Annotated in this window: 26 protein-coding genes; 15 read left to right on the forward strand and 11 right to left on the reverse strand. The window is 35.0% G+C overall.

Going from position 1 to position 25,193, the window contains the following annotated elements; all coding sequences use genetic code 11:
* Positions 1 to 98: 98 nt before the first annotated feature.
* Entirely contained in the window at positions 99 to 998 is a 900-nt protein-coding gene (locus H6W53_RS05815) for a CorA family divalent cation transporter (RefSeq protein ID WP_087711321.1), read from the reverse strand.
* Between the two features lie 72 nt (positions 999 to 1,070).
* Here H6W53_RS05815 and H6W53_RS05820 point away from each other — a divergent pair, with 72 nt between their 5' ends.
* Positions 1,071 to 2,093, forward strand: a complete 1,023-nt coding sequence (locus tag H6W53_RS05820) for a 3-oxoacyl-ACP synthase III family protein (protein ID WP_185205187.1) — start codon at positions 1,071 to 1,073, stop codon at positions 2,091 to 2,093.
* 256 nt (positions 2,094 to 2,349) lie between these two features.
* Here H6W53_RS05820 and H6W53_RS05825 read toward each other — a convergent pair whose 3' ends face one another.
* Entirely contained in the window at positions 2,350 to 2,736 is a 387-nt protein-coding gene (locus H6W53_RS05825; protein ID WP_116096415.1) for a helix-turn-helix domain-containing protein, read from the reverse strand.
* A 177-nt stretch (positions 2,737 to 2,913) separates the two neighbouring features.
* On the opposite strand from H6W53_RS05825, the gene H6W53_RS05830 reads away from it, so the two are divergent.
* Together H6W53_RS05830 and H6W53_RS05835 are read left to right on the forward strand one after the other, a co-directional pair.
* A complete protein-coding gene (locus tag H6W53_RS05830; protein ID WP_087711315.1) occupies positions 2,914 to 3,237 on the forward strand; it encodes a hypothetical protein in 324 nt (107 codons plus the stop codon).
* A 69-nt stretch (positions 3,238 to 3,306) separates the two neighbouring features.
* Entirely contained in the window at positions 3,307 to 4,095 is a 789-nt protein-coding gene (locus H6W53_RS05835; RefSeq protein WP_228457767.1) for a GLPGLI family protein, read from the forward strand.
* Between the two features lie 59 nt (positions 4,096 to 4,154).
* On the opposite strand, the gene H6W53_RS05840 is transcribed toward H6W53_RS05835, so the two are convergent.
* Positions 4,155 to 5,324 carry a thioredoxin family protein gene (locus H6W53_RS05840; protein ID WP_185205189.1) on the reverse strand — a complete coding sequence of 390 codons (1,170 nt, stop codon included), beginning with the start codon at positions 5,322 to 5,324 and terminating at the stop codon, positions 4,155 to 4,157.
* A gap of 279 nt (positions 5,325 to 5,603) precedes the next feature.
* On the opposite strand from H6W53_RS05840, the gene H6W53_RS05845 reads away from it, so the two are divergent.
* Complete coding sequence (locus H6W53_RS05845; RefSeq protein ID WP_185205190.1) at positions 5,604 to 6,338, forward strand: helix-turn-helix domain-containing protein; 735 nt, start codon at positions 5,604 to 5,606, stop codon at positions 6,336 to 6,338.
* 251 nt (positions 6,339 to 6,589) lie between these two features.
* Complete coding sequence (locus H6W53_RS05850; protein ID WP_185205191.1) at positions 6,590 to 7,480, forward strand: hypothetical protein; 891 nt, start codon at positions 6,590 to 6,592, stop codon at positions 7,478 to 7,480.
* 93 nt (positions 7,481 to 7,573) lie between these two features.
* Here H6W53_RS05850 and H6W53_RS05855 read toward each other — a convergent pair whose 3' ends face one another.
* From H6W53_RS05855 to H6W53_RS05880, 6 genes are all read right to left on the reverse strand, one after another.
* Positions 7,574 to 7,783 carry a hypothetical protein gene (locus H6W53_RS05855; RefSeq protein ID WP_087711305.1) on the reverse strand — a complete coding sequence of 70 codons (210 nt, stop codon included), beginning with the start codon at positions 7,781 to 7,783 and terminating at the stop codon, positions 7,574 to 7,576.
* 156 nt (positions 7,784 to 7,939) lie between these two features.
* On the reverse strand, positions 7,940 to 8,152 hold the full coding sequence (locus tag H6W53_RS05860) for a cytochrome C551 (RefSeq protein ID WP_087711303.1): 213 nt from the start codon (positions 8,150 to 8,152) through the stop codon (positions 7,940 to 7,942).
* A 209-nt stretch (positions 8,153 to 8,361) separates the two neighbouring features.
* Positions 8,362 to 9,987, reverse strand: a complete 1,626-nt coding sequence (gene pruA, locus H6W53_RS05865) for an L-glutamate gamma-semialdehyde dehydrogenase (protein WP_185205192.1) — start codon at positions 9,985 to 9,987, stop codon at positions 8,362 to 8,364.
* A gap of 265 nt (positions 9,988 to 10,252) precedes the next feature.
* Entirely contained in the window at positions 10,253 to 11,356 is a 1,104-nt protein-coding gene (locus H6W53_RS05870) for a DNA topoisomerase IB (RefSeq protein ID WP_185205193.1), read from the reverse strand.
* Positions 11,357 to 11,365: 9 nt separating this feature from the next.
* Positions 11,366 to 11,509 (reverse strand): phosphatidate cytidylyltransferase, encoded by a 144-nt coding sequence (locus H6W53_RS05875; protein WP_228457755.1) that lies wholly within the window; start codon positions 11,507 to 11,509, stop codon positions 11,366 to 11,368.
* 60 nt (positions 11,510 to 11,569) lie between these two features.
* The gene (locus tag H6W53_RS05880) at positions 11,570 to 12,007 is read right to left on the reverse strand and encodes a DUF6526 family protein (protein WP_185205195.1); all 438 of its coding nucleotides are present in this window, start codon (positions 12,005 to 12,007) and stop codon (positions 11,570 to 11,572) included.
* A 418-nt stretch (positions 12,008 to 12,425) separates the two neighbouring features.
* On the opposite strand from H6W53_RS05880, the gene H6W53_RS05885 reads away from it, so the two are divergent.
* The 10 genes from H6W53_RS05885 (at position 12,426) to H6W53_RS05930 (ending at position 23,036) form a co-directional block, all read left to right on the forward strand.
* On the forward strand, positions 12,426 to 14,195 hold the full coding sequence (locus tag H6W53_RS05885; RefSeq protein WP_185205196.1) for an aminopeptidase P family protein: 1,770 nt from the start codon (positions 12,426 to 12,428) through the stop codon (positions 14,193 to 14,195).
* Between the two features lie 591 nt (positions 14,196 to 14,786).
* Entirely contained in the window at positions 14,787 to 16,172 is a 1,386-nt protein-coding gene (gene mnmE, locus H6W53_RS05890; RefSeq protein ID WP_185205197.1) for a tRNA uridine-5-carboxymethylaminomethyl(34) synthesis GTPase MnmE, read from the forward strand.
* Between the two features lie 169 nt (positions 16,173 to 16,341).
* Positions 16,342 to 17,481: a site-specific integrase gene (locus H6W53_RS05895; RefSeq protein WP_087711292.1), complete on the forward strand. Its 1,140-nt coding sequence runs from the start codon at positions 16,342 to 16,344 to the stop codon at positions 17,479 to 17,481.
* A gap of 109 nt (positions 17,482 to 17,590) precedes the next feature.
* A complete protein-coding gene (locus H6W53_RS05900) occupies positions 17,591 to 17,875 on the forward strand; it encodes a helix-turn-helix transcriptional regulator (RefSeq protein WP_185205198.1) in 285 nt (94 codons plus the stop codon).
* Positions 17,876 to 17,976: 101 nt separating this feature from the next.
* Positions 17,977 to 19,137: a VapE domain-containing protein gene (locus H6W53_RS05905; protein WP_185205199.1), complete on the forward strand. Its 1,161-nt coding sequence runs from the start codon at positions 17,977 to 17,979 to the stop codon at positions 19,135 to 19,137.
* A 240-nt stretch (positions 19,138 to 19,377) separates the two neighbouring features.
* Entirely contained in the window at positions 19,378 to 20,256 is an 879-nt protein-coding gene (locus tag H6W53_RS05910; RefSeq protein WP_185205200.1) for a toprim domain-containing protein, read from the forward strand.
* A 149-nt stretch (positions 20,257 to 20,405) separates the two neighbouring features.
* Positions 20,406 to 20,864: a plasmid mobilization protein gene (locus tag H6W53_RS05915; protein WP_087711545.1), complete on the forward strand. Its 459-nt coding sequence runs from the start codon at positions 20,406 to 20,408 to the stop codon at positions 20,862 to 20,864.
* Positions 20,857 to 22,005: a relaxase/mobilization nuclease domain-containing protein gene (locus H6W53_RS05920; protein ID WP_185205201.1), complete on the forward strand. Its 1,149-nt coding sequence runs from the start codon at positions 20,857 to 20,859 to the stop codon at positions 22,003 to 22,005. Before H6W53_RS05915 ends, H6W53_RS05920 begins: the two co-directional genes overlap by 8 nt.
* Positions 22,006 to 22,015: 10 nt before the next feature.
* Positions 22,016 to 22,630, forward strand: coding sequence for a hypothetical protein (locus H6W53_RS05925; protein ID WP_185205202.1), 615 nt, complete (start codon positions 22,016 to 22,018; stop codon positions 22,628 to 22,630).
* 196 nt (positions 22,631 to 22,826) lie between these two features.
* A complete protein-coding gene (locus tag H6W53_RS05930; protein WP_185205203.1) occupies positions 22,827 to 23,036 on the forward strand; it encodes a hypothetical protein in 210 nt (69 codons plus the stop codon).
* Positions 23,037 to 23,106: 70 nt separating this feature from the next.
* Here the strand turns inward: H6W53_RS05930 and H6W53_RS05935 are convergent, their stop codons facing one another.
* Both H6W53_RS05935 and H6W53_RS21475 read right to left on the reverse strand, forming a co-directional pair.
* Positions 23,107 to 23,490, reverse strand: a complete 384-nt coding sequence (locus H6W53_RS05935; RefSeq protein ID WP_185205204.1) for a DUF2750 domain-containing protein — start codon at positions 23,488 to 23,490, stop codon at positions 23,107 to 23,109.
* Between the two features lie 12 nt (positions 23,491 to 23,502).
* On the reverse strand, positions 23,503 to 25,143 hold the full coding sequence (locus tag H6W53_RS21475; protein WP_228457756.1) for a polymorphic toxin type 8 domain-containing protein: 1,641 nt from the start codon (positions 25,141 to 25,143) through the stop codon (positions 23,503 to 23,505).
* Between the last annotated feature and the right edge of the window lie 50 nt (positions 25,144 to 25,193).

Genomic DNA, 25,193 nt, shown 5'->3' on the forward strand with positions numbered 1-25,193 from the left:
AATTCTCAACGTTTCATTAGTTCATTGATTCTGAATTAAAATTACAACTATTTAAAAGATTCAGCCACAGTATTTTCACGATAATTAAAGCGGGAAAATTACCATTGTTTTCTTCGGGCATAGATGAAAGTACAGATGACAACCAGAGCCATTAAGCCTAAGGTATAAAAATATCCGTGTTGGGTATGTAATTCCGGCATATTGTCGAAATTCATTCCGTAAACTCCTGCAATAAAGGTAATGGGTAAAAAATACACCGAGTAAATCGCCAGAACTTTCATCACCTGATTGGCTTTTTGATCCGAAAGAGCAAGAAACATCCCGATAAGGTTGGTGATCTGTGCGTTAAGATGATCGAAATCCGCAACAACGTCCTTGTGTTTGTCTTTTAAATCATACGCTTCAGAATCCTGAAGTCCGAGTAATTTAAATTTATCAATGGCATCTGTGGAAATCGTAAGCACTCTTGAATTCAGCCCCGATTTTCTTTTCAGCTTATATAACCTTTTAATCTGGTTCGTATGATTGGTATTTTTAAGGAAAATTTCGTTTTCGATATTGTCCATTGTTTCCAGAAGACTTACCGATTCATCATCAAAACTTTTCATGATGAGCAGTGCGATTTTCAACGCAATATTTTTGGAGGTGGTTTCGGTTTTCATGGCAGAAAGCTGTTTCTTGGTTTCTGCAATGCTCTTCGTTTTCATCCTATGGATCGTGATGATCGTTCTTCCCAGAATAAAAATTCCGATTTTGGTACTGATGTCGCTGATCGTATTGAGGTTTTTACGTTCCAGCTCGGTACTTTCCCGCAGGAGGAAGAATTTTACCTCTCCGTCCTCTTCATATTTCGGTAAGTGATTGGGATCTAAGGTATCTTCAAGAAGAAGATTATTGATTTCGTATCGTTCGTGTAAAAATTTCAGGTCTTCCGCTGTGGGAGCCTCTACATCCACCCATTCGCACTGGGAATCTCTGTAAATCGTGTCAATTGGCATACCGTAAAAATAGTAATATTTTGAAATACTATGTCTTAAATAAGTTTATCTTTGTCAAAATTAAAAAACTATATGATTAAAAGTACAATAAAAGGAATCGGATTTTATGTTCCAGATAACGTTGTTACCAATGATGATCTAGCAAAATTAATGACCACCAATGACGAATGGATCACGGAAAGGACGGGGATAAAAGAAAGAAGACACCGTAAAAACAGAAACGATTCTCAGGAAACGACAGCTTATTTAGGTTTTAAAGCTTCCGAAAAAGCGATTGCCAATGCGGGTTTAACGGCTAAAGATATAGATTATATTGTTTTTGCAACCCTTTCTCCGGATTACTATTTCCCGGGATGCGGCGTTCTGCTGCAGGATATGCTTGGCTGCGATACCATTGGAGCTTTGGACGTGAGAAACCAGTGTTCCGGTTTTGTATATGCAACGAGTGTGGCAAATGCTTTCATTAAATCCGGAACGTATAAAAATATTCTGGTGGTGGGTGCGGAAGTGCATTCTTTCGGGCTCGATTTTTCGGATGAAGGAAGAGGAGTTTCCGTGATTTTCGGAGATGGGGCAGGAGCGATTGTACTGTCTGCAACAGAAGATGAAAATGCAGGAGATATTTTAGCATTCAATATGCACTCCGAAGGGAAATTTGCAGATGAACTGTGCACCCAGTTTCCGGGTTCCAAGTACGGATGGAGCGACAGGATGAGAAAAGAACCTGAAAATGTAACGAACAAAGAAGTTTATCCGATCATGAACGGAAATTTCGTGTTTAAAAACGCAGTAACGAGATTCCCTGAAACCATGCAGGAAGCTTTGGATAAAGCAGGAAAAACAATTAACGATGTAGATATGTTTATTCCGCATCAGGCGAATTTAAGAATTGCCCAGTTTGTTCAGCAGAAGTTTGGACTTCCGGATGAAAAGGTCTTCAACAACATCCAGAAGTACGGAAATACAACGGCAGCTTCCATCCCGATTGCTTTAAGTGAAGCGATTGAGCAGGGGAAAATAAAAAGAGGAGACTTGGTGCTTCTTTCTGCTTTCGGAAGTGGCTTCACATGGGGAAGCGTTTTGTTTGAATATTAATGCCAAAGAAGCATTTTACGATAAAAATCCGCAGAACAGTCTGCGGATTTTGTTTTATGTGGATTTTGTTTAAACTTTTATAAATAAATATTCTTTTCGGTTTTGCGTTTTCTCGCTCCGAGACGGAGCCAGACTGTTTGGGTTTACACTTTCTCGGAGCGAGACGGTGTGTTTTTCTTTCGGGATGAACTTTCTCGTTCCGAGAAAGCAAGAACCTGTTTGAGTTTCGGTATTCTCAGGTAGAGAATGCTTCTCCCTATTTTTCTTTCAACATTTTTTCGATCAGTTTATTCTGCATTTCCATAAGTTGGCTGATCTGCTGCTGATTATCAATTACATTTTTTAATAAATCTTCTGAAACGTTGTTAACAATACCATTTGAATTATTAAAATTATTTACCAACATTCCATTATTATTTTCAATATCATTAATAAACGTATCTCCTTCCAAAAAATACTGAGGTTCTACTTTAAAGAATTCAGCCACTTTCTGCATAAAAATAAAGTCTAATTTTTCAATGCTCCCATTTTCAATTTTGCTGAGATAGCTTTGGGAAACTTCAAGCTGAAAAGCCAGATCTTCCTGAGACATTTCTTTCTGTTCTCTCAATTTTTTTATTTTAAAGCCAACACTGTTATTCATAATTATGGAAATTGAACTGTAAATATACTGTTTTTGGGAGAAAAAATTTATTCCAAACGGAATTGTATTTTATTCTGTTTGGAATAGATGATTAGGGAATGAGATTTTATTTTTGAAAAAAGTTTCGCGAAATACTTTTAATGAAAAATTATTATTAATTTCAAATTCTAAAAACAAATGAAAAAAATTATTTTATTGGCAGCCTTTGGAGTTGCCGGCTTGGTAAATGCAAAAAACGCAGAAGAAACAAAACCTGCTAAAGAAACAGAAAAAGAGAAAAAAGAAGTTATTCAGGAAAAAAACACGAATGAATCTTCTAAAGCAGAATCTAAAACATTACAATATAATTGTATAGAATACTCAATGTATATTCCCTGTTTAGATATGTTTCTTGATGATCAGGTTTGCTACGGTTCAGGAACGTGTGTTTCAACATGGGATGATGCATGGAATTGTATGACCACAAATGGGACATTGGCAACAAAGTTCTTTTGTGGGTAAACAATAATTTGTAAAATAAAAAGTCTCAGTCTGTTTTATACTGAGACTTTATTAAATTTTTAAAACATGATGAGATTATTATTTTTAGTTCTGATATTTTTAGGGAATATTTTATATTCTCAAGAATTGGAAAATTCAAATATTAAATGTACCTATTTGACTAAATTTTTAATAGACACAACAGATGCAAACAGTCAAAAAGAAGAAATGACGAGTCTGTGGATAGGTAAGAAATCTTCTATTTTCAAAAGCGATCAAAAGGCAATCTATGATTCTTTAACGAAGGAATCAACGAAGAATAGTATCAAAAATCCTATAAACGGAAGAATTATTATTGATTTTTCTAAAATTCCAAAAGCTTATTTTAATCCGGAAGTATTTAAATCTGAAAACAAATTAGAGATTTACGATAAGATTTTTAATGCAACATATTCTTTTGAAGCAGATCAAAAAATTGATTGGAAATTAGAAGATGATACTAAAATAATAAGTACTTATAAATGCAGAAAAGCGGTAGGAAAATATCGAAATAAAAATATTACTGCATGGTATACGGAAGAAGTTCCTGTTTCTGAGGGTCCTTACACTTTTAAAGGATTACCCGGATTGGTAATTGAAGCCTACGATGATAAAGATTATTTTCACTTTACTTTAATTAAACTTAAAAATATCAGTGAGTTAATAGCTCCTATCAGAAACATCATCGAAACAGATTATCAGAAGTTTTCTAAAAAAAGAGCAGATTTTCAAAATGATCCTGCAGGAGCTTTTTTTATGGCTACAGGAAAAACGCTAACTAAAGAACAGAAAGAGTGGGTGGAAAAAAGACACAGAAAAGATAATAATCATCTGGATTAAATTGTGATTTAAATTCATAAAAAAAGGTTGTCCGTTTTAAGAGACAACCTTTTTATTTTTTACTGTATATTCAGGCTTTTCAGCAATTTTTCGGTATCAGAAGAATCCTGTCCTGTCTTTTTTGCCAGTTCGATGGATTTTTCAGCCCAGAGTTTGGCGTTTTTCTTGTCACCTGTTTTGTTGTAAAGATTGGCTAAAGTATCGGTATTCGCGAAGTTTTCGTCTTTCTTTACAGATTCCTGCGCCCAGACTAATGCCTTTTCCAGAGAAGCTTTGTTGCTTACATTTTCAAAGAAATTCCATGCAAGAGAATTCAGTTCTTCGGAGCTTAAGGCAGAAGTGTCCTGGTTCAGTTCAAGCGTCAGTTTTTCGTATTTGGCAAAGTCTTTATCTCTTAAAGCTCTTGAAGCCTGCGCTTTTTTCAGGATTTTTTCAGCCTCATCTTTAGACAAAAATTTCTGAGCTTCCGTCAGGAAATAATTGTCGTCCCACGTTTTCGACTGTGGGTTGTAAGACTTTTTAAAGATACTGCTGATCTTGATATTTTTGTCAATCGCTTCATACTTTTCAGGAGTAATAATCTTTGAGATTTCATCCTTTTTTGCCTGAAAAATCTTGTACATCGGGCTGTCCGGATTCTGTGCAACGGAAAGTAACATCTGAACATCTTCTCTGTCCAGTTCTTTTTTTGAACTGAAATAGCGCTCCATTACTCTTCCTGCAAACTCAGCATCGTTATACATCGTAAGAGAAGCAAGGTTTTTCAGAAACTCAGGATCTTTTTCACCGTCTTCAAATTTTTGCTTCAGTGCGGTTAATCTTTTGCCCGGATCTCCTGCATCTTTTGCAAACTGGATAAAGTCGTTTTCCTCCACATATCCTAAAGTTCTGTGTACCAATTCTCCGTTTCCGTCTACGAAAAGGTAAGTAGGGAAGGCTTTTACGTTGTATTTTTTGGCAATTTCAATTCCTTCGCCTTTCTCCATATCAATTTTTGCATTGATGAAGTGTGAGTTGTAATAATCTCCTACGGTTTTCTGCGGGAAAATATTTTTCGCCATCAGTTTACAAGGTCCGCACCAAGTGGTGTAAGCGTCGATAAATACAAGTTTATTTTCTTTTTTTGCTTTAGCAAGAACGGCTGTAAAGTTGGATTCTTCAAATTTTATTCCCTGCGCAAGAGCAAACGCTCCGATGAATAAGGCAGAAAATATCGATAGTTTTTTCATAAATACTTTTTATTGGTTGCAAATGTAATAATTATGTTAATAAATAAGTCTTTTCAGGAGAGAAATAGTTACAATGATGTTTTGATTATTTTTTTGATTTCAGGTTAAAAAAGAAACGGATGTTTTATTAAAAACAGTAAATATTTTCATTTTACCTATCGAATTAATTGGTAGTATTAAATTTTATTAAAAAATAAATTATTCTTAGTTTTGTGAAAAACAAAAAGACACCCATGAAAATGATGAATTATTATAACAAGGATAATAATTTGTTGAAGTATGTCTAATAGTTTCTGCCGGTTTGTATTGCTACTGGTCAATGCCTTTCCCGTTTCCGTACATGAGCATCATGAAACGATACATGTTGCACAGAACGTAATCATTATTGTGTTGTGCTCTGCATTAATAGGGTTATTTCTTCATTTCAGATCCAAACAGAAAAAGCAGCTTGCAAGAATGAGGAAAATCCTGAGAAACCATCGACAGGAATTTGTTCAGGATAAAGGTTTTTATTCTGAGGATCCAAAACCGGATTTTGCTAATATTTCCATTGAAGAAATTCAGAATAATGATAATGAAGATAGAAGAAAAAGAGCAGAATCTCCGATGACTTCCGAAACCGAAGCCAAACTTCTTGAACTTCTGGATGATTTTGAAAAGGGAACGTCCTTCACGAATAAAAATATGTCTCTGTCCTTTCTTGCAGGAGAGTTAAACACCAATACGAAATATCTTTCGCACCTCATCAACCGCCACAAAAATTCGGATTTTAAAACCTATATCAATCGTCTGAGGATAAATTACATCGTCGATAAGCTTATTAATGACGAAAAATACCGCCAATACAAGATCAGCATCCTCGCTGAAGAGTGCGGATTTTCTTCTCACAGCAAGTTTGCTTCCGTTTTTAAACAGATTACAGATTATTCTCCTTCGGTTTATATTAAGTTGCTTTATTCTGAAAATCAGTCGGATATGATTCCTTTTTTTCACGAAAACGATCAAAAGTCTTAGTCTTTTTCTTTTCATTTTCCTGAAAACGGATAACCTTTCTTTTCGCAGAAACTATTGAGTGCATTATATTTGCGCCAGTTTTACGGGATAACCATTACTACTGCAGTTATTACCAATCTTTCCGGAAAAATAAAACCCGTACTGCTCACCTAAACACTAAAAACTAATAATGCCACTAGCCAATGTTGTAAAATATGTAACCGATATTTTGCACCAAACCATGAAACATTAACTAGTAACGAATTAAACGGATGAGAACAATTTTTACAGTCGTTATGGCTACTGTAGGATCTAATTTTGCGTTTTCGCAGATCGGGATCAATACAGCAAATCCTATAACGAGTTTGGATGTAGTCGCAAAGAACAGCGATGGCTCCACTGCGGAGGGTATTTTGCCCCCGAGATTAACGGGAGATCAGCTAAAAGCGGGAGATTCCAGATATACAAGCACACACGCCGGAACTATTGTATATGTAACTTCACCGGTCACTTCAATCACTTCAAAAACCAACAGAGTAGATGCTCAGGGATTGTATTATTTTGACGGTACGATCTGGCAGAAATTAATGCTTGGTGATGAAAAATCATTAAACAGCAAAAACATCGGGGATATTAAAACTTCTGTAAAAAAGACCGACCACGGAGGTTGGTATCTTTTGGACGGAAGAAGTATTTCTGTACTTTCACCGGTAAGTCAGTCTGCAGCCGTAAGTCTGGGATTTTCGGACAATCTGCCAGATTCCAGAGACCGGGTTTTAAAATCCAGAGCCAATGGAGAAGTTTTAGGCGCAATAGGAGGCGAAAACCATTTCGGAATTCTGCAGTCTAACCTACCGAATATTACCCTTTCAGGATCGGTAAACGGGGTGGCGCAAAGTGCAGGATCTCATACCCATTCTTCTACAGAAGGCGGTTTTTTGTTGGGTGGAACTACCGTTAACAACAGTTCAGGAGGTTATCAGCCGGATGGAGGATCAACCGCATGGGGCGGCATCGGAATGCTGAACAATACAGCACCTGCAGGAGCGCATATGCATACTGTTGCAGGAACAGCAACTGTTTCTACAGGAGGATTAGGGAAATCTATAGATAACAGATCTGCGTATCTTGTAGTGAATACGTTTATCTATCTGGGAGAATAGTCTTCCTAACAATACAATCGGGGTGATTGCCCGGTTTTTTTCAGTCAAGTTTTTTTAAGTACAAAACCGCAGATTTTCCGCGGTTTTGTTTTTTTATTTCATTTTTGTAGAATCCGAGGCAGTTTTTGTACTGTCCGAAGCAGTAGAAGTACTTTCTGAATGGGCAACGGCAGAATCTCCCATTCTGTTTCTTAAAGAATCTTTATTGTGTTCTTCTTTAAATTCTTCTCTGTTTTCTTTCTTATCGGCGCAGCTTCCTAAAAACAGCAGTCCTAAAACGGCACAAATCCATAATTTTTTCATAGTAAATTTTTTAATGTTTAGTGTATATCAAATATAATGATTTAAAAAGTAAAAAGTAAAAAGTAAAAAGTAAAAAGTTCTTTTTAAACTTCTGAGCATTAAAAATCCCCAGAAAATTTTCTGAGGATTTTGAAATTTTTAAGTTAAAATTCTGTGTTATTTTACAGTAGTGCTTGCAGAATCCATTTTCATCTTCATACTGTCCGGATTGGCTTTTGCCGTAGTCATGGTGTCTGTTGTGGCTGGAGCAACGGCTGTTGTATTATCCACCATTGTAGAATCCGAATTGGTGGTCGACATGGACGATTCTTTTGTACCGCAACTTACCGCGAATATTCCGACTGTTGCCATTAACAATAACTTTTTCATAATATTTTATTTTGGTGTGATTGTAACACGATTAATTCAATTATTATTCCGAAAGTATTGGTAAGCCTATTAAATTATCAATAAAATAAATTAAAAAGTGTTAATAAATCTCTTATCAATCAGTAATTTAAAGAAAGAAAAAGCCCCGAAACCGAAATTCCGGGGCTGTATTGATATAAGAACAACAATTATGTATTGTTCCTGAATGATTAACCTAAATACGGATATTTATAATCTTTAGGAGATACAAAAGTTTCTTTGATAGATCTTACAGAAGTCCATCTTAGTAAGTTCATTTTAGAACCTGCTTTGTCATTTGTTCCTGAAGCTCTACCGCCACCGAAAGGCTGCTGACCCACAACTGCTCCTGTAGGTTTATCATTGATGTAGAAGTTTCCGGATGCATTTTCCAACGCTTTGAATGCTTCATTTACCGCATAACGATCCTGTGCAAAAACAGATCCCGTTAAAGAATAAGGAGAAGAAGAATCTACCAACTGTAAAGTCTCTTTCCATTTTGCATCTTCATAAACGTAGATAGACAAAATTGGTCCGAAGATTTCCTCAACCATACTTTCGTACTGAGGATTTGTAGTTTCAATAACAGTCGGGTGTACAAACCATCCTTTAGAATCGTCCGTTTTACCGCCGATTACAACGTTTGCTTCATCTGAAGCATTCGCTCTGTCAATATATCCTTTACATTTTTCAAAAGAATTTTTGTCAATTACCGCATTTACAAAGTTAGACGGATCTTCAGGAGAACCAATTTTAATAGAAGCGATCTGGGTTTCCATTACTTTTTTCACATCTGCCCAAAGAGACTTAGGAATATACGCTCTTGAAGCCGCAGAACATTTCTGTCCCTGATATTCGAAAGCACCTCTTACCAAAGCAGTTGCCACCGCTTCCACATTTGCAGAAGGATGCGCAATTACGAAATCTTTCCCTCCTGTTTCTCCAACGATTCTTGGATACGTTCTGTAGTTATGAATATTGTCTCCGATCATTTTCCACATTCCCTGGAAAACTTTCGTAGAACCTGTAAAGTGAAGTCCTGCAAAATCTCTGTGCGCCAAAACTTTCTCAGCCGTTTCTTTTCCATCCGTGAAGATCATGTTGATAACCCCTTTTGGAAGACCTGCTTCCGTAAGAACGTCCATGATTACTTTTGCGGAATAAACCTGCTTATCAGAAGGCTTCCAAACCACTACGTTTCCAAGCATCGCCATACAGGTCGGTAAATTTCCTGAAATCGCAGTAAAGTTGAAAGGAGTTACCGCAAAACAGAATCCTTCCAATGGTCTGTATTCTACTCTGTTCCAAATTCCTGCGTCAGAAACCGGCTGTTCAGAATACATTTCCGTCATAAATTCTACGTTGAATCTTAAGAAATCGATGAATTCACAAGCAGAATCAATTTCAGCCTGATGAACATTTTTAGACTGTCCGATCATCGTTGCTGCATTAATAACGTCTCTGTAAGGCCCTGCCAAAAGATCAGCCGCTTTTAAGAAAATAGCTGCACGGTGCTCCCATCCCAGTTCGTTCCATTCTTTTTTCGCGGCCAGCGCAGCGTTTATCGCATCATCTACATGCTGCATGGTTCCTCTGTGATAAAATCCGAAATCGTGCGCATGATCCTGAGGCGACTGAAGCTGAACTTTATCTCCTGTTTTTACTTCTTCACCATTGATGATCATTGGGATTTCGATCTTTTCTGCCCACATTTTTTTGTACTGGGCGATCAGACTTTTTACTTCCGGAGTTCCCGGTGCATACGAATTTACGGGCTCGTTTACTGCAAATGGTACTTGCGAAATTGCTTTAGACATATTAGTTGTATATTTTTATTTGCTAATGATACAAATTTACAACAATTATTTGGGTCGGAGAGAATGTGTGAATGGTCAATTTTGCTTCACAAGTGAATTGTGAATTTTAAAATATAATTGAAAATTGACAAATATAACGGATTGACAACTCACCATTGATTTTCACAGTTAACAGTCAATTTTGCTTCGCGAGTAAATTGTGAATTTTTTGAATATAGCTGAAAATTGACAGGCATGACGAATTGACAATTCACCATTGATTCTTCTACATTTTCTCAGTTTCTAAAATTTTTAAAACTAATTTTTCTTCCTGTGTGAGATCTGCTTTACCATCGTTTTCCTCTATCTGTTCAAGCTCATCAAGATATTTTTTGATGGTGTTGTTCTCATAAAGATTAATGACCAAAGGATGAACATAATATTTTCTGCATACCGTACTTGTATTTCCAAGATGGGAAGCAACTATTTCAAGGGCTTCTTTCACTTTTTTCTTGTATTCTGTATGCGTTTCTGCATAACCGATTTCCTTAAAAGCAATCAGAGCATTTACGGTTCCCGACCACGTTCTGAAATCTTTCGCCGTAAAATCTTCACCGCTGATTTCTTTAATATAGTCGTTTACCATCCCCGAATCTACAGTATGGCGGTTTCCTTCATCATCAATATACTGGAAAAGCTCTCTTCCGGGAATGTCTTTGCATTTCTGTACCAGTCTGGAAAGTCTTTTGCTTTTCAGATCAATATCGTGCATTACGCCTTTTTTTCCTTTAAAATGAAAAGTTATTTTCTGTCCCTTAACCTGAACGTGCTTCTCCTTTAAAGTCGTTAAACCAAAAGAACCATACAATTTTTCATACGCATTATTGCCGATTCTTATGTTGGTTCTCTGCATTAAACTTACGATCAGTGCAAGAATCTTTCTTTTTTCAAAATTTCTTAAGTCTAAATCTTTCTCAACCTGAAGACGAATATCCGGTAAAGCATACCCGAACTGAAGCATTCTGTAAAACTTTGTGTGATTTCGGAGGGCACTCCAAAGCGGATGATAACGGTATTGTTTTCGTTTTTTAACATCAAAACCGGTTGCCTGAAGATGTCCGTTGTCCAGCGCACAGATCCAGACATTTTCCCAAGCCGGAGGAATAACCAGCTTGTTAATTCTTGTAATTTCTTCTTTATCCCTGATCTTTTCGCCGTCTCTGTAGTAAGAATATTTTTTTCCGGTCTTCTTCCGGGTAATTCCGGCCGTTTCTGCATCGGTGGTATATATAAGATGTACCGCCTTTGCAGAGGCTACCGGATCTTTCATAATTTTTACGATCTTCGAAGGCTTCAGATGTGAAATGAGTTCTAAGTCTGAATTTTCCATACGATTTGGTTAAGAGTTCCTACCCCTTGAAAACAGCCATAAGATAATAGCTATTATGGCGACTACTACGATAATTCCCCACCACATTCCTGCTTTAAAGATCGTTTCTACTGCTTCGCAGCTTGTTAAAGTCAGCAGACACAATGCGGTCATGCTGTATAAGCTCCATTTTTTCATGATTAATTTATTATTTGGTGTTTATATTTGATAATTTTATATTCTGTGATGATCCGGTCGCCATTTTTTTATTGATCTCTTGATTTCGTCACCCGAAATATTTTCATGTAATGCTTTATGCAAAAGCTCTTTAAACTCATCGTCGTAAGAAAATCTCAATGCTGCGATCTGGTCAAATTTCAGCTTACCTTCAACCTCATCAGATCTCTGCTGGAAAAGTTCGTAATACCTCTGTTTAAATTCTAACCGAACCAATCGGTTCTGAATAACCAGCGCATAATGCTGTCTCAGCATAATCGCAAGATAGAAAAGAAGAAAAATAACAGTAGAAAACAGAATCCAGATGAATTGGTTGGTTTCATCATTAAAGATTTTATAAATGCCAAATATTTCCAGTCCCATAAGCAATGGAAGATAAATGAAATGATGCGGCGGATAAAATTTTCTGTGATTTTTGTAATTCTGACTTTCCATATGGTGTAAGTAAGCAATAACCTTTCCAAAATGTTAAATTTTGATAATAATTGATTTTTGTGGTATAAAAATATTGCCGTTTTTAACAGATAATTAAAAAAATTCTGATCTTTCCTCGTTATAAAACGGATTATTTTTCAGGAGCTTTTCCGGCTTTCCGCACTCGCTGTTTCTTGATTTTTGGATTTGCGGCGGCGGAGCCGCCGCAAATCCAAAAATCAAAAAACGAGCTCAGACAAATGCTGCAATCCGGGCTAGGATTTCTGTCGTTCCACAAACATTTGCCATTTCAGGAAATCAAGAATAACAAAGCACAGAAAAACGTTCAATCATGCAGAAACGGTTTAAAAACAACAATAATTTCATCTTCAAAACTCAAAAAATTCGTAACTTTCCCTCTTTAAAAAATTAAGATAAAATGACTTCAAAGGAAAAAGTAGCTGCGCTTCGTGAAGAAATGCAGAAAAATAATGTTGATGCATTTATAGTATATTCTGCAGATCCTCACATGAGCGAATATCTGCCGGAAGAATGGCAGGAGAGAGCATGGCTATCAGGATTTCTGGGTTCTGCAGGTTTTGTGGTAGTTACCAAAGATAATGCAGGACTCTGGACAGACGGAAGATATTTTACACAGGCTCCAATCGAGCTGGCTGGTTCAGGAATCGATCTTTTCAAGGACGGAATGGAAGGAACACCTCATTATATCGACTGGATCATTTCCGAAATTCCTGCGAACGGAAAAGTAGCGGTAAATGCTCTGGCAACTTCTCACGCCAACTGGGAATTGTTAACACAGAAATTAAACGCAAAAAATATTACCCTTGAAGACCTTCCTTTACTGAAAGAAATCTGGAAAGACAGGGGAACACCTTCGAAAAATCCAATATATGTACATCCTGTAGAAAGAGCAGGAAAGTCCGTAGTAGACAAAATCGCGGCAATACGCCAGAAAATGGAAGACATTGAGGCAACGGTACATATCATTTCAAGCTTGGATGATGTAGCATGGACGCTAAATTTAAGAGGAAGCGATGTAGAAAGCAATCCTGTGTTTTTAGGCTATATCGTCATCACTAAAAACGATGCAAAATTATTCACAGATCTGGATAAACTTGAAGTAGAAGCCAGAAGACAATTGGACGAAGCATGGGTAAAAATGATGCCTTACGAAGAATTCTATAATTGTCTGAAAGAATTTAAAAACGAAAAAGTTCTCGTTTCACCAAACAGCAACCAATCGATTTTTGAAGCGTTGAAATCTGAAAATGAATTCATTAAAGCTCCGGTTCCGGGAAATCTGATGAAAGCCCAAAAAAACGAAACAGAACTTGAAGGATTCAGAAAAGTAATGGTAAGAGATGGCGTTGCAATGGTGAAATTCCTTTACTGGCTGACTCACAACGCGGGAAAAGAAGCCATGAACGAATATTCTATCGGTGAAAAACTGAGAGGTTTTCGTGCAGAAGGCGAAAATTTCGTAGGCGAAAGCTTCGGAAGCATCGTTGGTTATAAAGACAACGGAGCCATCATGCATTATTCTGCAAAAAGCGAAGGAAGCAAAGAAGTTACCAATGATGCAAGTATTTTGGTAGATTCCGGAGGTCAGTATCTGGAAGGAACAACAGATATTACAAGAACTTTGGCTTTAGGAGCAGTTTCTGATGAGTTTAAAAGAAATTCAACATTGGTTTTGCAGGGATTAATCCGTTTATCGATGGTGAAATTCCCGAAAGGAACAAGAGGGGTTCAGTTGGATGCTATCGCAAGACTTCCGCTTTGGATGGAAGGGAAAGATTACAACCATGGAACCGGACATGGTGTAGGAAGTTTCATGAACGTTCACGAAGGTCCGCAAAACATCAGAAAAGATATGAATCCGCAGGAATTATTGGTCGGAATGGTCTGCTCAAACGAACCCGGATATTATCTGGAAGGTGAGTATGGAATCCGTCATGAAAACCTGATCGCTGTAAAAGAATCTGAAACCACCATTCACGGTACTTTCTACGAATTCGAGACTTTAACATTCTGTCCGTTCTTTAAAGATACCATTGTGAAAGAAATTCTTTCTGAGGAAGAGATCAACTGGCTGAATGCTTATCACAAAACGTGTGAAGATAAAATTGCGCCATATTTAGAAGGAGAAGTAAAAGACTGGTTCCTTGAACTGGTAAGTCCTTTGTAAAGAAAATAAATAGATTAAAAAACCGTCCTGTAAGTATTTGCAGGACGGTTTTTTTTGCATTACCGTATTTTTACGGAGGTGTTTTTAGGGTTTATCCTGAAAAAATACTCCATCGGTAAATCTATCTTTGTATCAGCAAAAACACATCATTCATATCTTCATATAGTAAATTCAAAGCAGGTAATCATCTCAGTTCTTGAGATGATTTTTTATTTGTATGTTTTGCCTGATAGAAATTCCCCTCCTTTGGAGGGGTGGCGAAAATTTCGAAGAAATTTTTGACGGGGTGGTTATAAATTCGAAAAGATAAACGTTGCTTTAAAGATGAATTTAGAAAACCAATAATTAATTTCCGACATTCTTAGCCCGGATAGAAACGGTTACCCCGCAACAAAGGTTGGAAGCTATGGCAAAAGCTGTGGCTTGTTTGGCGTGAGGAGTATGAGTGGATAGCCGGAAACAGCTCCAAAATAAAATGTTTGAAAGTATTGAGATTGATTTTTATGTTACTGAAAATATTTTGAACTCGTTAAATTATTGCAATAGATAAAGGATATTTTTGTTTGCGGTTAAAAACCGTAAATTTGCAGCATGAATAATGATACCATTTGTGCGTTGGCAACTGCCAATGGAGTAGGTGCTCTGGGAATTATAAGAGTTTCAGGTGATGAAGCTTTAGCTGTTGTGCAAAAGTCTTTTCCGGCGAAAAATTTGGCAAAACAGAAGTCTCACACCATTCATTACGGATATTTTATGGATGGAGAAGAGGCAATTGATGAAGTGATGCTTTCTATTTTTCTGGCTCCGAAAAGTTTTACGACGGAAAATTCTGTGGAAATTGCTTTTCACGGGTCGCCGCACATTGGAAAACGTATTCTTGAAACCCTAATTAAAAATGGGGCAAGGATGGCAAAAGCCGGAGAATTTACGCTTCGAGCTTTCATTAACGGAAGAATTGATCTTTCTCAGGCTGAAGCGATTGCTGATGTTATTGCATCTGAAAATGAGGCTTCGAGAAAAGTGGCAATTAATCAGTTGAAAGGAGGAATTACCAACGAAATTTCTTTCCTGAGAACCGATTTGCTGAATTTTGTTTCATTAATTGAATTAGAGCTTGATTTTGCAGAAGAAGATGTGGAATTTGCGGACCGATCGGCTTTGGTTGAGCTTTTAAATAAAATCGAAATAAAATTAAATTCCCTGATTGAAAGTTTCCAATACGGAAATGCTATCAAAAACGGAACTGCGGTTGCCATCATCGGAAAACCGAATGCCGGAAAATCGACTTTGCTCAATGCTTTGTTAAAGGAAGAAAGAGCGATTGTAAGCAATATCGCGGGAACAACGAGGGATACGATAGAGGAGGTTCTTCATATAAAAGGTCATGCTTTCCGCCTGATTGATACGGCGGGATTGCGTGAAACCATGGATGAAATTGAAGCAATTGGTGTAAAAAAAGCCAAAGAAAAAGTAGAAAATGCAGATATACTGGTTTATTTAGCCGATGCTGCAACAGAAGATTTTTCCGAAGATATTGAAATGATCCAGTCTCTGCAAAGAGATGATCTGAAACTGATTATCTGTGCAACAAAGATTGATGAGGTTTCTCCTGCAACATATGAAAAAGTTGAAGATGTTTTCAGAAATGCAATATCTCAGGAATTTGATTTTATTAAAATTTCTGCTGTTGAAAATCAGAATATTCAGGATCTTAAAAATGAATTGTCTTCTTACGTAGAACAGTTAAAAGCTTCTGAAAACAATGTTGTGATCACCAATCAGCGTCATTTTGAAGCTTTACAGAAATCTTTAGAAGCCGTACAAAAAGTAAAAGAAGCAATTACTTTCCAAATTTCCACCGAGCTTTTAGCCTACGAACTGAGAAACGCACTGGAACATCTCGGAGAAATTTCGGGCGAGGTGACTAATGATGAGGTTTTGGGGAATATTTTTTCGAAGTTTTGTATCGGGAAATAAAATGTTTTTCTTTTGCTTTCTAATGTTTTATTTTGGTTGATTTTCATATGTTTATGCGATTTTTGATTTCTTTTTTTAGAGTTTATTTTTATATTTGTGTATCTTTTGTACACCTCGATTTTACAAGAGTATTAAATAGGTGTACAATTGTACATCTTAAAAGCGTACTATGAAAATTACTTTAAAGCAAAAAAAATTAACTAACGGAAAAATTAGTCTTTTTATTGAATATTATAAAGGATCTTCCACAAATAATCAAGGTAAAAGAATTCATATTAGAGATTTTGAATACTTAAAATTGTATCTTCATTCAGAACCTAATTCTGCGAAAGAAAAGAAAGAAAATAAAGAAACAATGGCTTTAGCCGAAAGTATATATTCAATTCGTAAAGCAGAATATTTTCAGGGGCGTTACGATCTAAAAGATAAAGTTAAAAGTAAGAGGCTTTTTTTAGTTTATTTTGAAGAATTGACAAAAGAAAAACAAAAACATGACTCTTCCAACAATTACGGCAATTGGTTTTCGACACTTCAACATCTTAAAAAGATTGTTCCTCCAAATTTTACCTTTGATGAAATAGACGAAAATTTCATAAAAAAAGTTAAAAATTATTTTGAGAACGATGCTTTAACAAAAAGCGAAATACCATTATCCCAAAATTCAAAATATTCCTATTTTAATAAATTTAAAGCAGCTATCCGGCAAGCATTTGAAGATGGATATTTACCTATAAATTACGCTACAAAAGTAAAATCTTTTGAACAAGCTGAAAGCCAGAGAGAATATTTAACGTTTGATGAATTACAATCTTTAGGTACAGCGGAATGTAAATACCCTGTTCTGAAAAAAGCTTTTCTTTTTTCATGTTTGTCAGGATTGCGTTGGTCTGATATCAATACTTTGATCTGGAAAGAAGTCCGGGATGAGGGTGATATTTCAAAAGTTAATTTTCGTCAAGAAAAAACAGATGGCGTAGAGTATCTCTATATCTCAAAACAAGCTAGGGAATTATTGGGCGAAAGACAAGATCCCCAAGAAAGAGTCTTCAAAGGTTTAAAATATGGGATGACTTACAATACAGAAATTATTCGTTGGTGTAATCGAGCTGGTGTAGCAAAACATATTACTTTTCACTCAGCAAGACATACTAATGCAGTTTTGCTTTTAGAAAATGGTGCAGATATTTACACTGTTTCAAAAAGATTAGGGCATAGAGAGTTGAGAACTACTCAGATTTATGCAAAAATTGTTGATTCTAAAGCTAAAGAAGCAGCGGAAATTATACCACAATTGAATATTGATTTATAAAAATTGTAGTTTTTAGCCTTATTTGATAGTAAATAGCCTGTAAGTTATTGATAATATTGTTTATATGATTTCTGATATCGAATTTTGTTAAAGAAATTAAAAGAAACAAATGGAAAATAACGAAATTATTATTTACAAACTTAATCGAATTGAAAAGCATATTTTTGGACTTAAAACAATTCTTAATGTAGAAGAACTTTCTGATTATACAGGATTCAAGAAATCGTATATATATAAATTAGTTCATACTAATTCAATCCCATTTTCAAAACCTTTCGGGAAAGTTCTTTTTTTTGACAGAATAAAAATTGATGAATGGTTGCTAAAAAACAGTCATAAATCAAATGATGAAATCCAACAAGAAGCAATAGAGTTTTCTTTGCGTAAAAAATAAAACCTAACTACTGCAATAGTTCGGTTTAAATGTTTGTTTTACTGGAAATAAAGAGCAAATATAAAAATTATTTTAACTCTTTCCGCAATCTAGAATGTTTTATGAAAGATAATAAAATTCTGTATCAAACTGATACAGAAACTAAAACTATATTTGACAGAACACTTAATTATTTAAATTCTAAATATTCAATCAGATTCAATACAATTTCTCTTGAGTTTGAAATTAAGTTATTGTTTGATAAAAAATGGACAACACTCAATTTAAACTCATTATTTATAGAACTCGTTAGATCTGGAATTGATATTCCGATTAATAAATTGGAAATTCTTATCAGAAGTCATTTGATCCAACAGTATAATCCGATTCGGGAATATTTTGAAAATTTGGAAGATTGGGATCAACAGGATCATATTGGTAAATTATGCAGCTATATAAGGACAACTGACAATATGTCTTTTCAAAAATATTTTGAAAAATGGCTTACCAGAACTGTAATTTGCGCATTAAAACCCGGCTATATCAACAAACAGTGTTTGGTTTTGTTTAATATAAAACAAAACACAGGGAAAACCAGTTTTCTGCGATTTCTTATTCCTTTACAACTTGAAAAATATTACACAGAAGATATAGGCGTTGATAAAGACGGTTTGATTGCCTTGTGTAAGAATCTTTTAATTAATATTGACGAACTCTCTGTGATGTCGAAAACGGATGTTAATATTCTTAAATCATTCATTTCAAAAAATACTGTTAATGCAAGATTGCCTTATGATCGTAAATCGACACTTATGCAACGAACCGCTTCATTTTGTGGTTCCACTAACCGCTTTGATTTTTTAACCGATGAAACAGGAAGTGTAAGGTGGCAGGTGTTTGAAGTTCTAAACATTGATTTCAATTATTCCAAAGATATCAATATTGAAAAGGTATGGTCGCAAGCATATTACAATGCATTTGAAAGAAAAAATTACAATCCGGAACTTACAGTTGAAGATATACAGGAAAATGAAAAAAGAAATGAAAAGTTCAAGCAGATATCGCTTGAACAGGAAATTATTCTTTCACATTTTGAAAAATCCAAACTGCAGAATGAATTTATGACATCTTCAGATATTATGTTAGCTATGAATAATGCACTCGGTGTACGGCTTAATATAATAAAAATTGGTAAAGCCCTCACTGCCATGAATTATGAAAGAATAAAACATCCGAAAAGACAGGTATATGGCTATTTGATTCGAAGAAAAATTGAAGAATAAAAATTCACGAATATTAAAATCACTTATCACTTACCTGAAACTTTGTAAATCAATGTTAGCGCGTAGTTTACAATATGGTAACTGAATAAACGGGAGCTTACCTAATTACCTTTACTATTTTATTTTTTTAGGTAAGCAGGTAATAAAAAGTAAGAGGGTTAAATCCAGATAAAGACAAGCTGCAGAGACTTAGGTAATAAGGTAGGTGAAATTTAAAAGAAAATCTAAAATATAACAAAAATGAACTGTAAACAATTCAACAGCATATTGTTGGAAGTGATTCTACTTTATTTCGGATATCTTCCAATTAAACAAAATAAAAACGAAGCTTGGTATCTAAATCCTTTTGCCAATGAATCTCAAGCATCTTTTAAACTAGATAAAAGGAATAATGTCTGGTATCTTCACTCTGAAGGTGTTGGAGGTAACAATATAGATTTTATGATAAGATATCTAAATACTTCAGTAAGTGAAGTTCTTATTTGGGCAGCCAAACAAAATTTTTCTTCTTTTCAAAAGCAAAGTTTTTCTAAACCAAAATTAGAAGATCTAGTTAAAAACTATAATATAATTGAAGTAAAAGGAATCCAACATCCGGCGCTTTTAGATTATTTAAAAAGTAGAAAAGTTGGAAATCAAACCGAATTTTTACAAGAGATTCATTATCGAATGAACAATAAAAGATTTTTCGGAATTGGTTTCAAAAACAATTCAAACGGTTACGAAATTCGTAATAAATATTCAAAAATCTGTCTGGGTAAAAAAGACATCAGTAGCATAGAAAACGGTTCAGATTCAATTCGGGTTTTCGAAGGTTTTTTCGACTTTCTTTCCTTTAAAAATGTAGAAAGCTATTTAGAAAAAAGACCATCCGACTATATCATTTTGAATTCGGTAGCAATGATTTCTAAGATTAAAAATTCATTCGGAAACTATGAAAATATTGAGCTGTATTTTGACAATGATGAAGCCGGAAACAGAGCCGTTGAAATGATTAAAAATGAAAACCAAAACGCAGAAGACTGCCGGGTTCTGTACTCATATTTTAAAGATCTGAATGACTGGCTGATTCACAAAAATCCATCCACTGAAAAACACCCTAGATACATGATAAGATGAATGGAAAATAATACAGGTAAAATACGGTGGGTAATTAGTGCAAAAAGTACCCAAAGTTTACAATAAGCGTAGCCGCTGATTGTAAAATTGGAATTTTTGATTTCTTCCTATCGTCATAAATGGTTACTAATCAAAACAAAATTAGCACAATGGAAAAAGACTTTTTAGAAGAGTTTATAATTAACGTTACCAAAGAAAATGATGCAAGAATTGCTCGGGAAGAAAGAAAGAAACACTTTCAGGAATTGGGCAGAAAAGGAGGTTTGAAGAAAAAAGAATCATTCCATCTCAATAAAGTTATTTCATTTCGGGTGACGGAATCTGAATATGAGGATAATCTGAAAAAGGCAATTAAATATAAGCTCAAGTTATCAACCTACGCAAGAATGGTTTATTTAGAAAAAGAACTTAAGATCAATGAATTTCAAGCTGATGAAATTTTATTACAATACGGAAATTATTTCAAAAAAATAACTAATCTTTTACGAAATCGGGAATGGAATGTTTTTGAGAATAAAAAAGAAATTCTTTTAAACATCGAAACGACAATTGATCTAATCCAGCAATACTTGTACTCAAAAGTGAAACAAAGAAATACAGATGAATAATTCTGCGACTACGAGAGCAATCACGAAAATTGCTTTGGAATATAATGGTAATGATAAAGGAACAGCAGAGATGGTGGCTTCGAATTGTCTTTTGAGTGAAACAGCAGAAGGACAATTTCATGAAATGAAGACAGTGGCTGAGCGAAATTCTAAGGTAAAGAAATGGGCACTGACCGGTTACATTTCTCAACCAGACGAAATTGGTAGAAAATTAAGTGATGAAGAACTCAGAAAAATTGCAATAGAAGCGCTTACAAAAGTAGGCGTAACAGGAAAAAATCAATATCGGCTGGATATACATAACAGTACAAAACATAAGCATATTCATTTTGTCGTCAACAGAATTGATATTTCGGGAAAATGTACAGTAAAATCTCATAATATTGGAAAAAGATTTGGAGAAGCTGTAAGAGAAGTTTGTAATGAGAAAGGTTTATTAACCGATATAGAGATTGGGATTCAGAAAAAAGCTCATATGCTGGAAAATTTGATTGAGGCTATTAGGTCAGAAGATAATTTTGCCGATATCATTTCTAAAATGAAACAAAAAGGTTTTGAAGTTCAATTATCTTCAAATGCAAAGGATGGAATTTCGGGAATGCGCATTATGATGACAAAGGATATAAACCATGAAACCCTTCGTCAATACAAAGCTGGCTATAAATTATCCGAAATATCAGGTCAGCTAAAAATTTCCGAGATAAAAAATATATTTGAATTAAAACAAGCTGTTAAAGAGGCACAAAAATATGCTGGTAATCTAAACTGTTTTCGGGAAAATCTTCAAAAAGCAGGGTACACAGTGAAAATTCAATACAAAGGAATATTTAAAGCCGGTCAAAGAAATGAAATTCAGGATTTATGGATAAATAAAATTGATAATAATCAACAAAAAAACGGATTTTTTTTCAGAAAAAATGTAGGGTTTTCTTTTTCTGCAATAGATTCGAATCTTGCTGATTGGGTAAGATCAATAAATCAAAGCAATACAATTTATGATACAGGTAATTATTTCAATTTAACAGCAAATGAAAGCATGATAGAAATTGCAAATAAATTATTAGATGATCTTCTTAACCCGACTTATGTTTCTCGTGCCGATGAAGAATTTTGGAAAAAGAAGCGAAAATTAAAACGGTAATTAACAAAATATGGAAAATGAGAATAAAGGCTCACACAGTAACGGAATGGAACTGTTAGAAAAGGTAATCAAATCAAATTTAGACAATATAGAACATAATGTTAAACTAAGATTTGAAATTGACGATCTCAAGACATCGTTGAATGAAGTGCAATTCGGATTGAAAGATAGCAATTTGATATCTGATGAAATCTTAACCTCTTTTAAATTAGAAAATATCAAAAGAAAGGAATTTCTTAACAGTATACCCGTTAAAATAGAAACAGTTCTATCGCAAGAAACGATTGATTATTATGAAGGTTTTCATGAGAAAATAAAAATAATGAAAAGATTTGCTTGGGCAGGGATTGTAATTTTAATTTTTGCAGTTTTAATGATGATTGTCTCTGTTAATTTTGCTAATAATTTTTACAGGGAAAGTATTAAATCTAAAAGTGAGATTCGGGAGGAAATAATGAAAGAAATAGCTGATAAAGGACAAAATATCTATGATGAAAATGAGATTAAGATCTTAAATGAAAATACAAGTGTCATGCAAAAATGGATGAAAAAATATCCAAAAGAAGCAGAGAAGTTTCAACGGTTCAAAGATGGTTATAATGCAAGAGAAGACACTATGCCGTAAATTGAATTAGTCATAATTGCCACGACTTTATTTGTAATAGCCACGACTTTATCTGACAGTTAGTGTTTAAAAATAACTGTTCAGTTTACGTATTTATTAATTCATATAAAATATATCTTTTGGGATATTATCCTTGCATGATGGATTTGCACCAATAGATTCTTTTTGTATATATTAGCCGTACCTTAAAATTACAATGATAAAAATATATCTTTTACTACTTCTTTCGGTGGTCTGTTTTTCCTGGACAGAACGAAACAAAACAGCGAAAATTTTGCAAGCTAAAAATAAAACAATAGACAGCTTAAAAGCCGAATTAAAAGACTGTACCGCACAAGCCAAAATAATGGCGGAAGTTCTGGAAAAAGAAAGAATTGAACTTCAAAATAACAAAGCCACCAAATAGGTGGCTTTGAGCTTTGCATACTTAAGTTTTGTTAATAATAAATGCGGGACAGCCTTTTTTCAAATGTCAATTATTCATACTTTTTCAATTCTTCTGTAAAGTCTCTTGAAAATTCTTCCAAATCTACTATAAACCCTGATCGACCATTAATCGGAAATATATTCATTAAATAGTCATTATCAGCAATATATGGTAAAACTTCGTCAGTGAGATCATCAAGTGATAATTTTAAAGTTTTACAATTACTCCATTCATCGTCTAAGTTTGATCCAATAAATTCTTCAGCAGACCAAAACGAAACCAAAGTTTTATCATCAACACTTGATAAAGCATAATCTCCATTCTCATCAACAATCGTCCATAATTCTTCAAAATCTGCTACTTTCCTAATAAAATATTCATATCTTTTTTGTGGTTCAAGCTTTAAAATATTTTCAATTTGCTTATTATTCATAATGTATAATTTTTAATTTACGGGCCTTTCTTTATTTAATCTTCCGCCTTTATCATATTTATGTTGCGTCCTATGTAACTTTCTATCTTGAATATTAGAATACTTATAAGAATATCCTTTTGCGGCTTCCCTGCCTCTTTCATGAGCTAGATCTTTTCCTGGAGGGTTTCTCATTGCCTTTTTATTACCTGTACTTACTTGTCTCATTTCATTTTTAAGCCATCCTTTGTCTGCCTTACCTAATTTGGGATCAGTAGCTAATTCTCTTAATCTTGCTTCTTTACCACTTCTTCCAGCCTTCTTTACGGCACTTTTGATTTCGTCAATTGCTTTTATGGCAGGTGCTTCTCCTCCTTGTGCCATTAAGGCACCTTCTGGACCTCCTGCAGCAGTTAATGCAAGTGTTCCTAAATCCCATGCAGAATTAACCAATTTTTCTTTAGTTGTCTGCTTCGGAACTCCCGTTACTAAAACCAAAGATGCGCCATCAACTTCATATCTGTTTCTAACTTTATCTCCAGTAATAAAATTAACTCCGGTAACTACTAAATTTGAAGCAGCCGCTCTTGCGCTTTGAATTCCACCTCCAATCATTTCTACCAAAGCGGCTGCATCATCGGCATCACTTCTTTGTAACTGAAAGTTCGATTTTTCACTGCAACAATCTTCTACAGTATCTATGGGTTCATTTCCATCGGGATCCACAAACCTAATCGGGTTATTAAATCCATACGCATAGGGTGACCAACTTGGCATTTTTTCCGCCAATGGATCCATTTGTCCCATTCTTGGTAAATCTTGCCAATAGATACGCGCTTCGAAATCATAGGCTCCAAATTCCTGTAATTCCTTTTTCCCAAATTTGTAGTTTTTGTAGGAACCCCCTCCAAAATACGCATTTCCCGTTTTCAGGTGATTCATCCCGAATGGGTAGAAATCATTATTGTCGACAATCTCAAGAACTCCTGCGCTATTTCTCGCGTAAGAAAGCCTTACATTTCCCTGTAAATCTTTATACTGGTAAATATATTGATTTTTTACATAATCATAAAATCCTTCTGCTGTCGGGAAGAATTGTAAGTCGGGAGTCTTTATGGTAAGCAGTGTATTGGTACCTGTAGGATCAACCAAGCTAAAAGCCTGCGGCTCAAAAGCTCTTGAAGCCATCATCATTTCCGTGCTTCCGCCACCGCCTGTATTTCCGCCTGTTGTACTGAAATACTGGAAACCGTCCAGATAATCCGTTGTTTCCTTAGTGGTAGTTGTCCCTGCAATTCCTACCGAAGTTTTCGTAGTTTCTTTTCTTACTTTGCTTCCGTCTGCTCTATATTTTGTGGCAATATCAGTGGTAAGCTGTCCCAGATTTATCGTTAACGAGTTGGGCAGATTCATGTAATTATAACCGATGGCTGTAATGCTTTTATCGATCATATTTTTCATGTTTCCGTTCACATCATACCCAATGGTATTTCCTGCTATTCCTTCATATCCGGTAGAGTTTCCGCTGATGTCTTTAATTTTGGTTGCTCTGTTTCCTGTGTAGTCGTAGGTAAGGTTATCAATTACCGTCGCCGTACTGCTTCCGTTTTCCATCACCGAAGTCCTGTAAAGGCTGGAAATATTCCCATTCAGGTCATACGTCAGAGACTCCATATTTTCCTTGCTGTAAGGATTCTGTGGATTCTGGTAAAACCCAGCCGTTA

The sequence above is a fragment of the Chryseobacterium sp. C3 genome (assembly GCF_014218905.1).
GTDB classification, from domain to species: Bacteria; Bacteroidota; Bacteroidia; order Flavobacteriales; family Weeksellaceae; genus Chryseobacterium; species Chryseobacterium mucoviscidosis.

Excerpts from the sequence above, each read along its gene's own strand:
- H6W53_RS05895 (WP_087711292.1), top strand. The coding sequence starts at position 16,342 with ATGAAAATTACTTTAAAGCAAAAAAAATTAACTAACGGAAAAATTAGT.
- H6W53_RS05935 (WP_185205204.1), bottom strand. The coding sequence starts at position 23,490 with ATGAATAATAAGCAAATTGAAAATATTTTAAAGCTTGAACCACAAAAA.
- H6W53_RS05905 (WP_185205199.1), top strand. The coding sequence starts at position 17,977 with ATGAAAGATAATAAAATTCTGTATCAAACTGATACAGAAACTAAAACT.
- H6W53_RS05925 (WP_185205202.1), top strand. The coding sequence starts at position 22,016 with ATGGAAAATGAGAATAAAGGCTCACACAGTAACGGAATGGAACTGTTA.
- mnmE (WP_185205197.1), top strand. The coding sequence starts at position 14,787 with ATGAATAATGATACCATTTGTGCGTTGGCAACTGCCAATGGAGTAGGT.
- H6W53_RS21475 (WP_228457756.1), bottom strand. The coding sequence starts at position 25,143 with ATGGAGTCTCTGACGTATGACCTGAATGGGAATATTTCCAGCCTTTAC.
- H6W53_RS05930 (WP_185205203.1), top strand. The coding sequence starts at position 22,827 with ATGATAAAAATATATCTTTTACTACTTCTTTCGGTGGTCTGTTTTTCC.
- H6W53_RS05855 (WP_087711305.1), bottom strand. The coding sequence starts at position 7,783 with ATGAAAAAATTATGGATTTGTGCCGTTTTAGGACTGCTGTTTTTAGGA.
- H6W53_RS05845 (WP_185205190.1), top strand. The coding sequence starts at position 5,604 with ATGTCTAATAGTTTCTGCCGGTTTGTATTGCTACTGGTCAATGCCTTT.
- H6W53_RS05910 (WP_185205200.1), top strand. The coding sequence starts at position 19,378 with ATGAACTGTAAACAATTCAACAGCATATTGTTGGAAGTGATTCTACTT.
- H6W53_RS05875 (WP_228457755.1), bottom strand. The coding sequence starts at position 11,509 with ATGACCGCATTGTGTCTGCTGACTTTAACAAGCTGCGAAGCAGTAGAA.
- H6W53_RS05820 (WP_185205187.1), top strand. The coding sequence starts at position 1,071 with ATGATTAAAAGTACAATAAAAGGAATCGGATTTTATGTTCCAGATAAC.
- H6W53_RS05885 (WP_185205196.1), top strand. The coding sequence starts at position 12,426 with ATGACTTCAAAGGAAAAAGTAGCTGCGCTTCGTGAAGAAATGCAGAAA.
- H6W53_RS05830 (WP_087711315.1), top strand. The coding sequence starts at position 2,914 with ATGAAAAAAATTATTTTATTGGCAGCCTTTGGAGTTGCCGGCTTGGTA.
- H6W53_RS05870 (WP_185205193.1), bottom strand. The coding sequence starts at position 11,356 with ATGGAAAATTCAGACTTAGAACTCATTTCACATCTGAAGCCTTCGAAG.
- H6W53_RS05900 (WP_185205198.1), top strand. The coding sequence starts at position 17,591 with ATGGAAAATAACGAAATTATTATTTACAAACTTAATCGAATTGAAAAG.
- H6W53_RS05860 (WP_087711303.1), bottom strand. The coding sequence starts at position 8,152 with ATGAAAAAGTTATTGTTAATGGCAACAGTCGGAATATTCGCGGTAAGT.
- H6W53_RS05825 (WP_116096415.1), bottom strand. The coding sequence starts at position 2,736 with ATGAATAACAGTGTTGGCTTTAAAATAAAAAAATTGAGAGAACAGAAA.
- H6W53_RS05850 (WP_185205191.1), top strand. The coding sequence starts at position 6,590 with ATGAGAACAATTTTTACAGTCGTTATGGCTACTGTAGGATCTAATTTT.
- H6W53_RS05920 (WP_185205201.1), top strand. The coding sequence starts at position 20,857 with ATGAATAATTCTGCGACTACGAGAGCAATCACGAAAATTGCTTTGGAA.
- H6W53_RS05880 (WP_185205195.1), bottom strand. The coding sequence starts at position 12,007 with ATGGAAAGTCAGAATTACAAAAATCACAGAAAATTTTATCCGCCGCAT.
- H6W53_RS05815 (WP_087711321.1), bottom strand. The coding sequence starts at position 998 with ATGCCAATTGACACGATTTACAGAGATTCCCAGTGCGAATGGGTGGAT.
- H6W53_RS05835 (WP_228457767.1), top strand. The coding sequence starts at position 3,307 with ATGAGATTATTATTTTTAGTTCTGATATTTTTAGGGAATATTTTATAT.
- H6W53_RS05840 (WP_185205189.1), bottom strand. The coding sequence starts at position 5,324 with ATGAAAAAACTATCGATATTTTCTGCCTTATTCATCGGAGCGTTTGCT.
- pruA (WP_185205192.1), bottom strand. The coding sequence starts at position 9,987 with ATGTCTAAAGCAATTTCGCAAGTACCATTTGCAGTAAACGAGCCCGTA.
- H6W53_RS05915 (WP_087711545.1), top strand. The coding sequence starts at position 20,406 with ATGGAAAAAGACTTTTTAGAAGAGTTTATAATTAACGTTACCAAAGAA.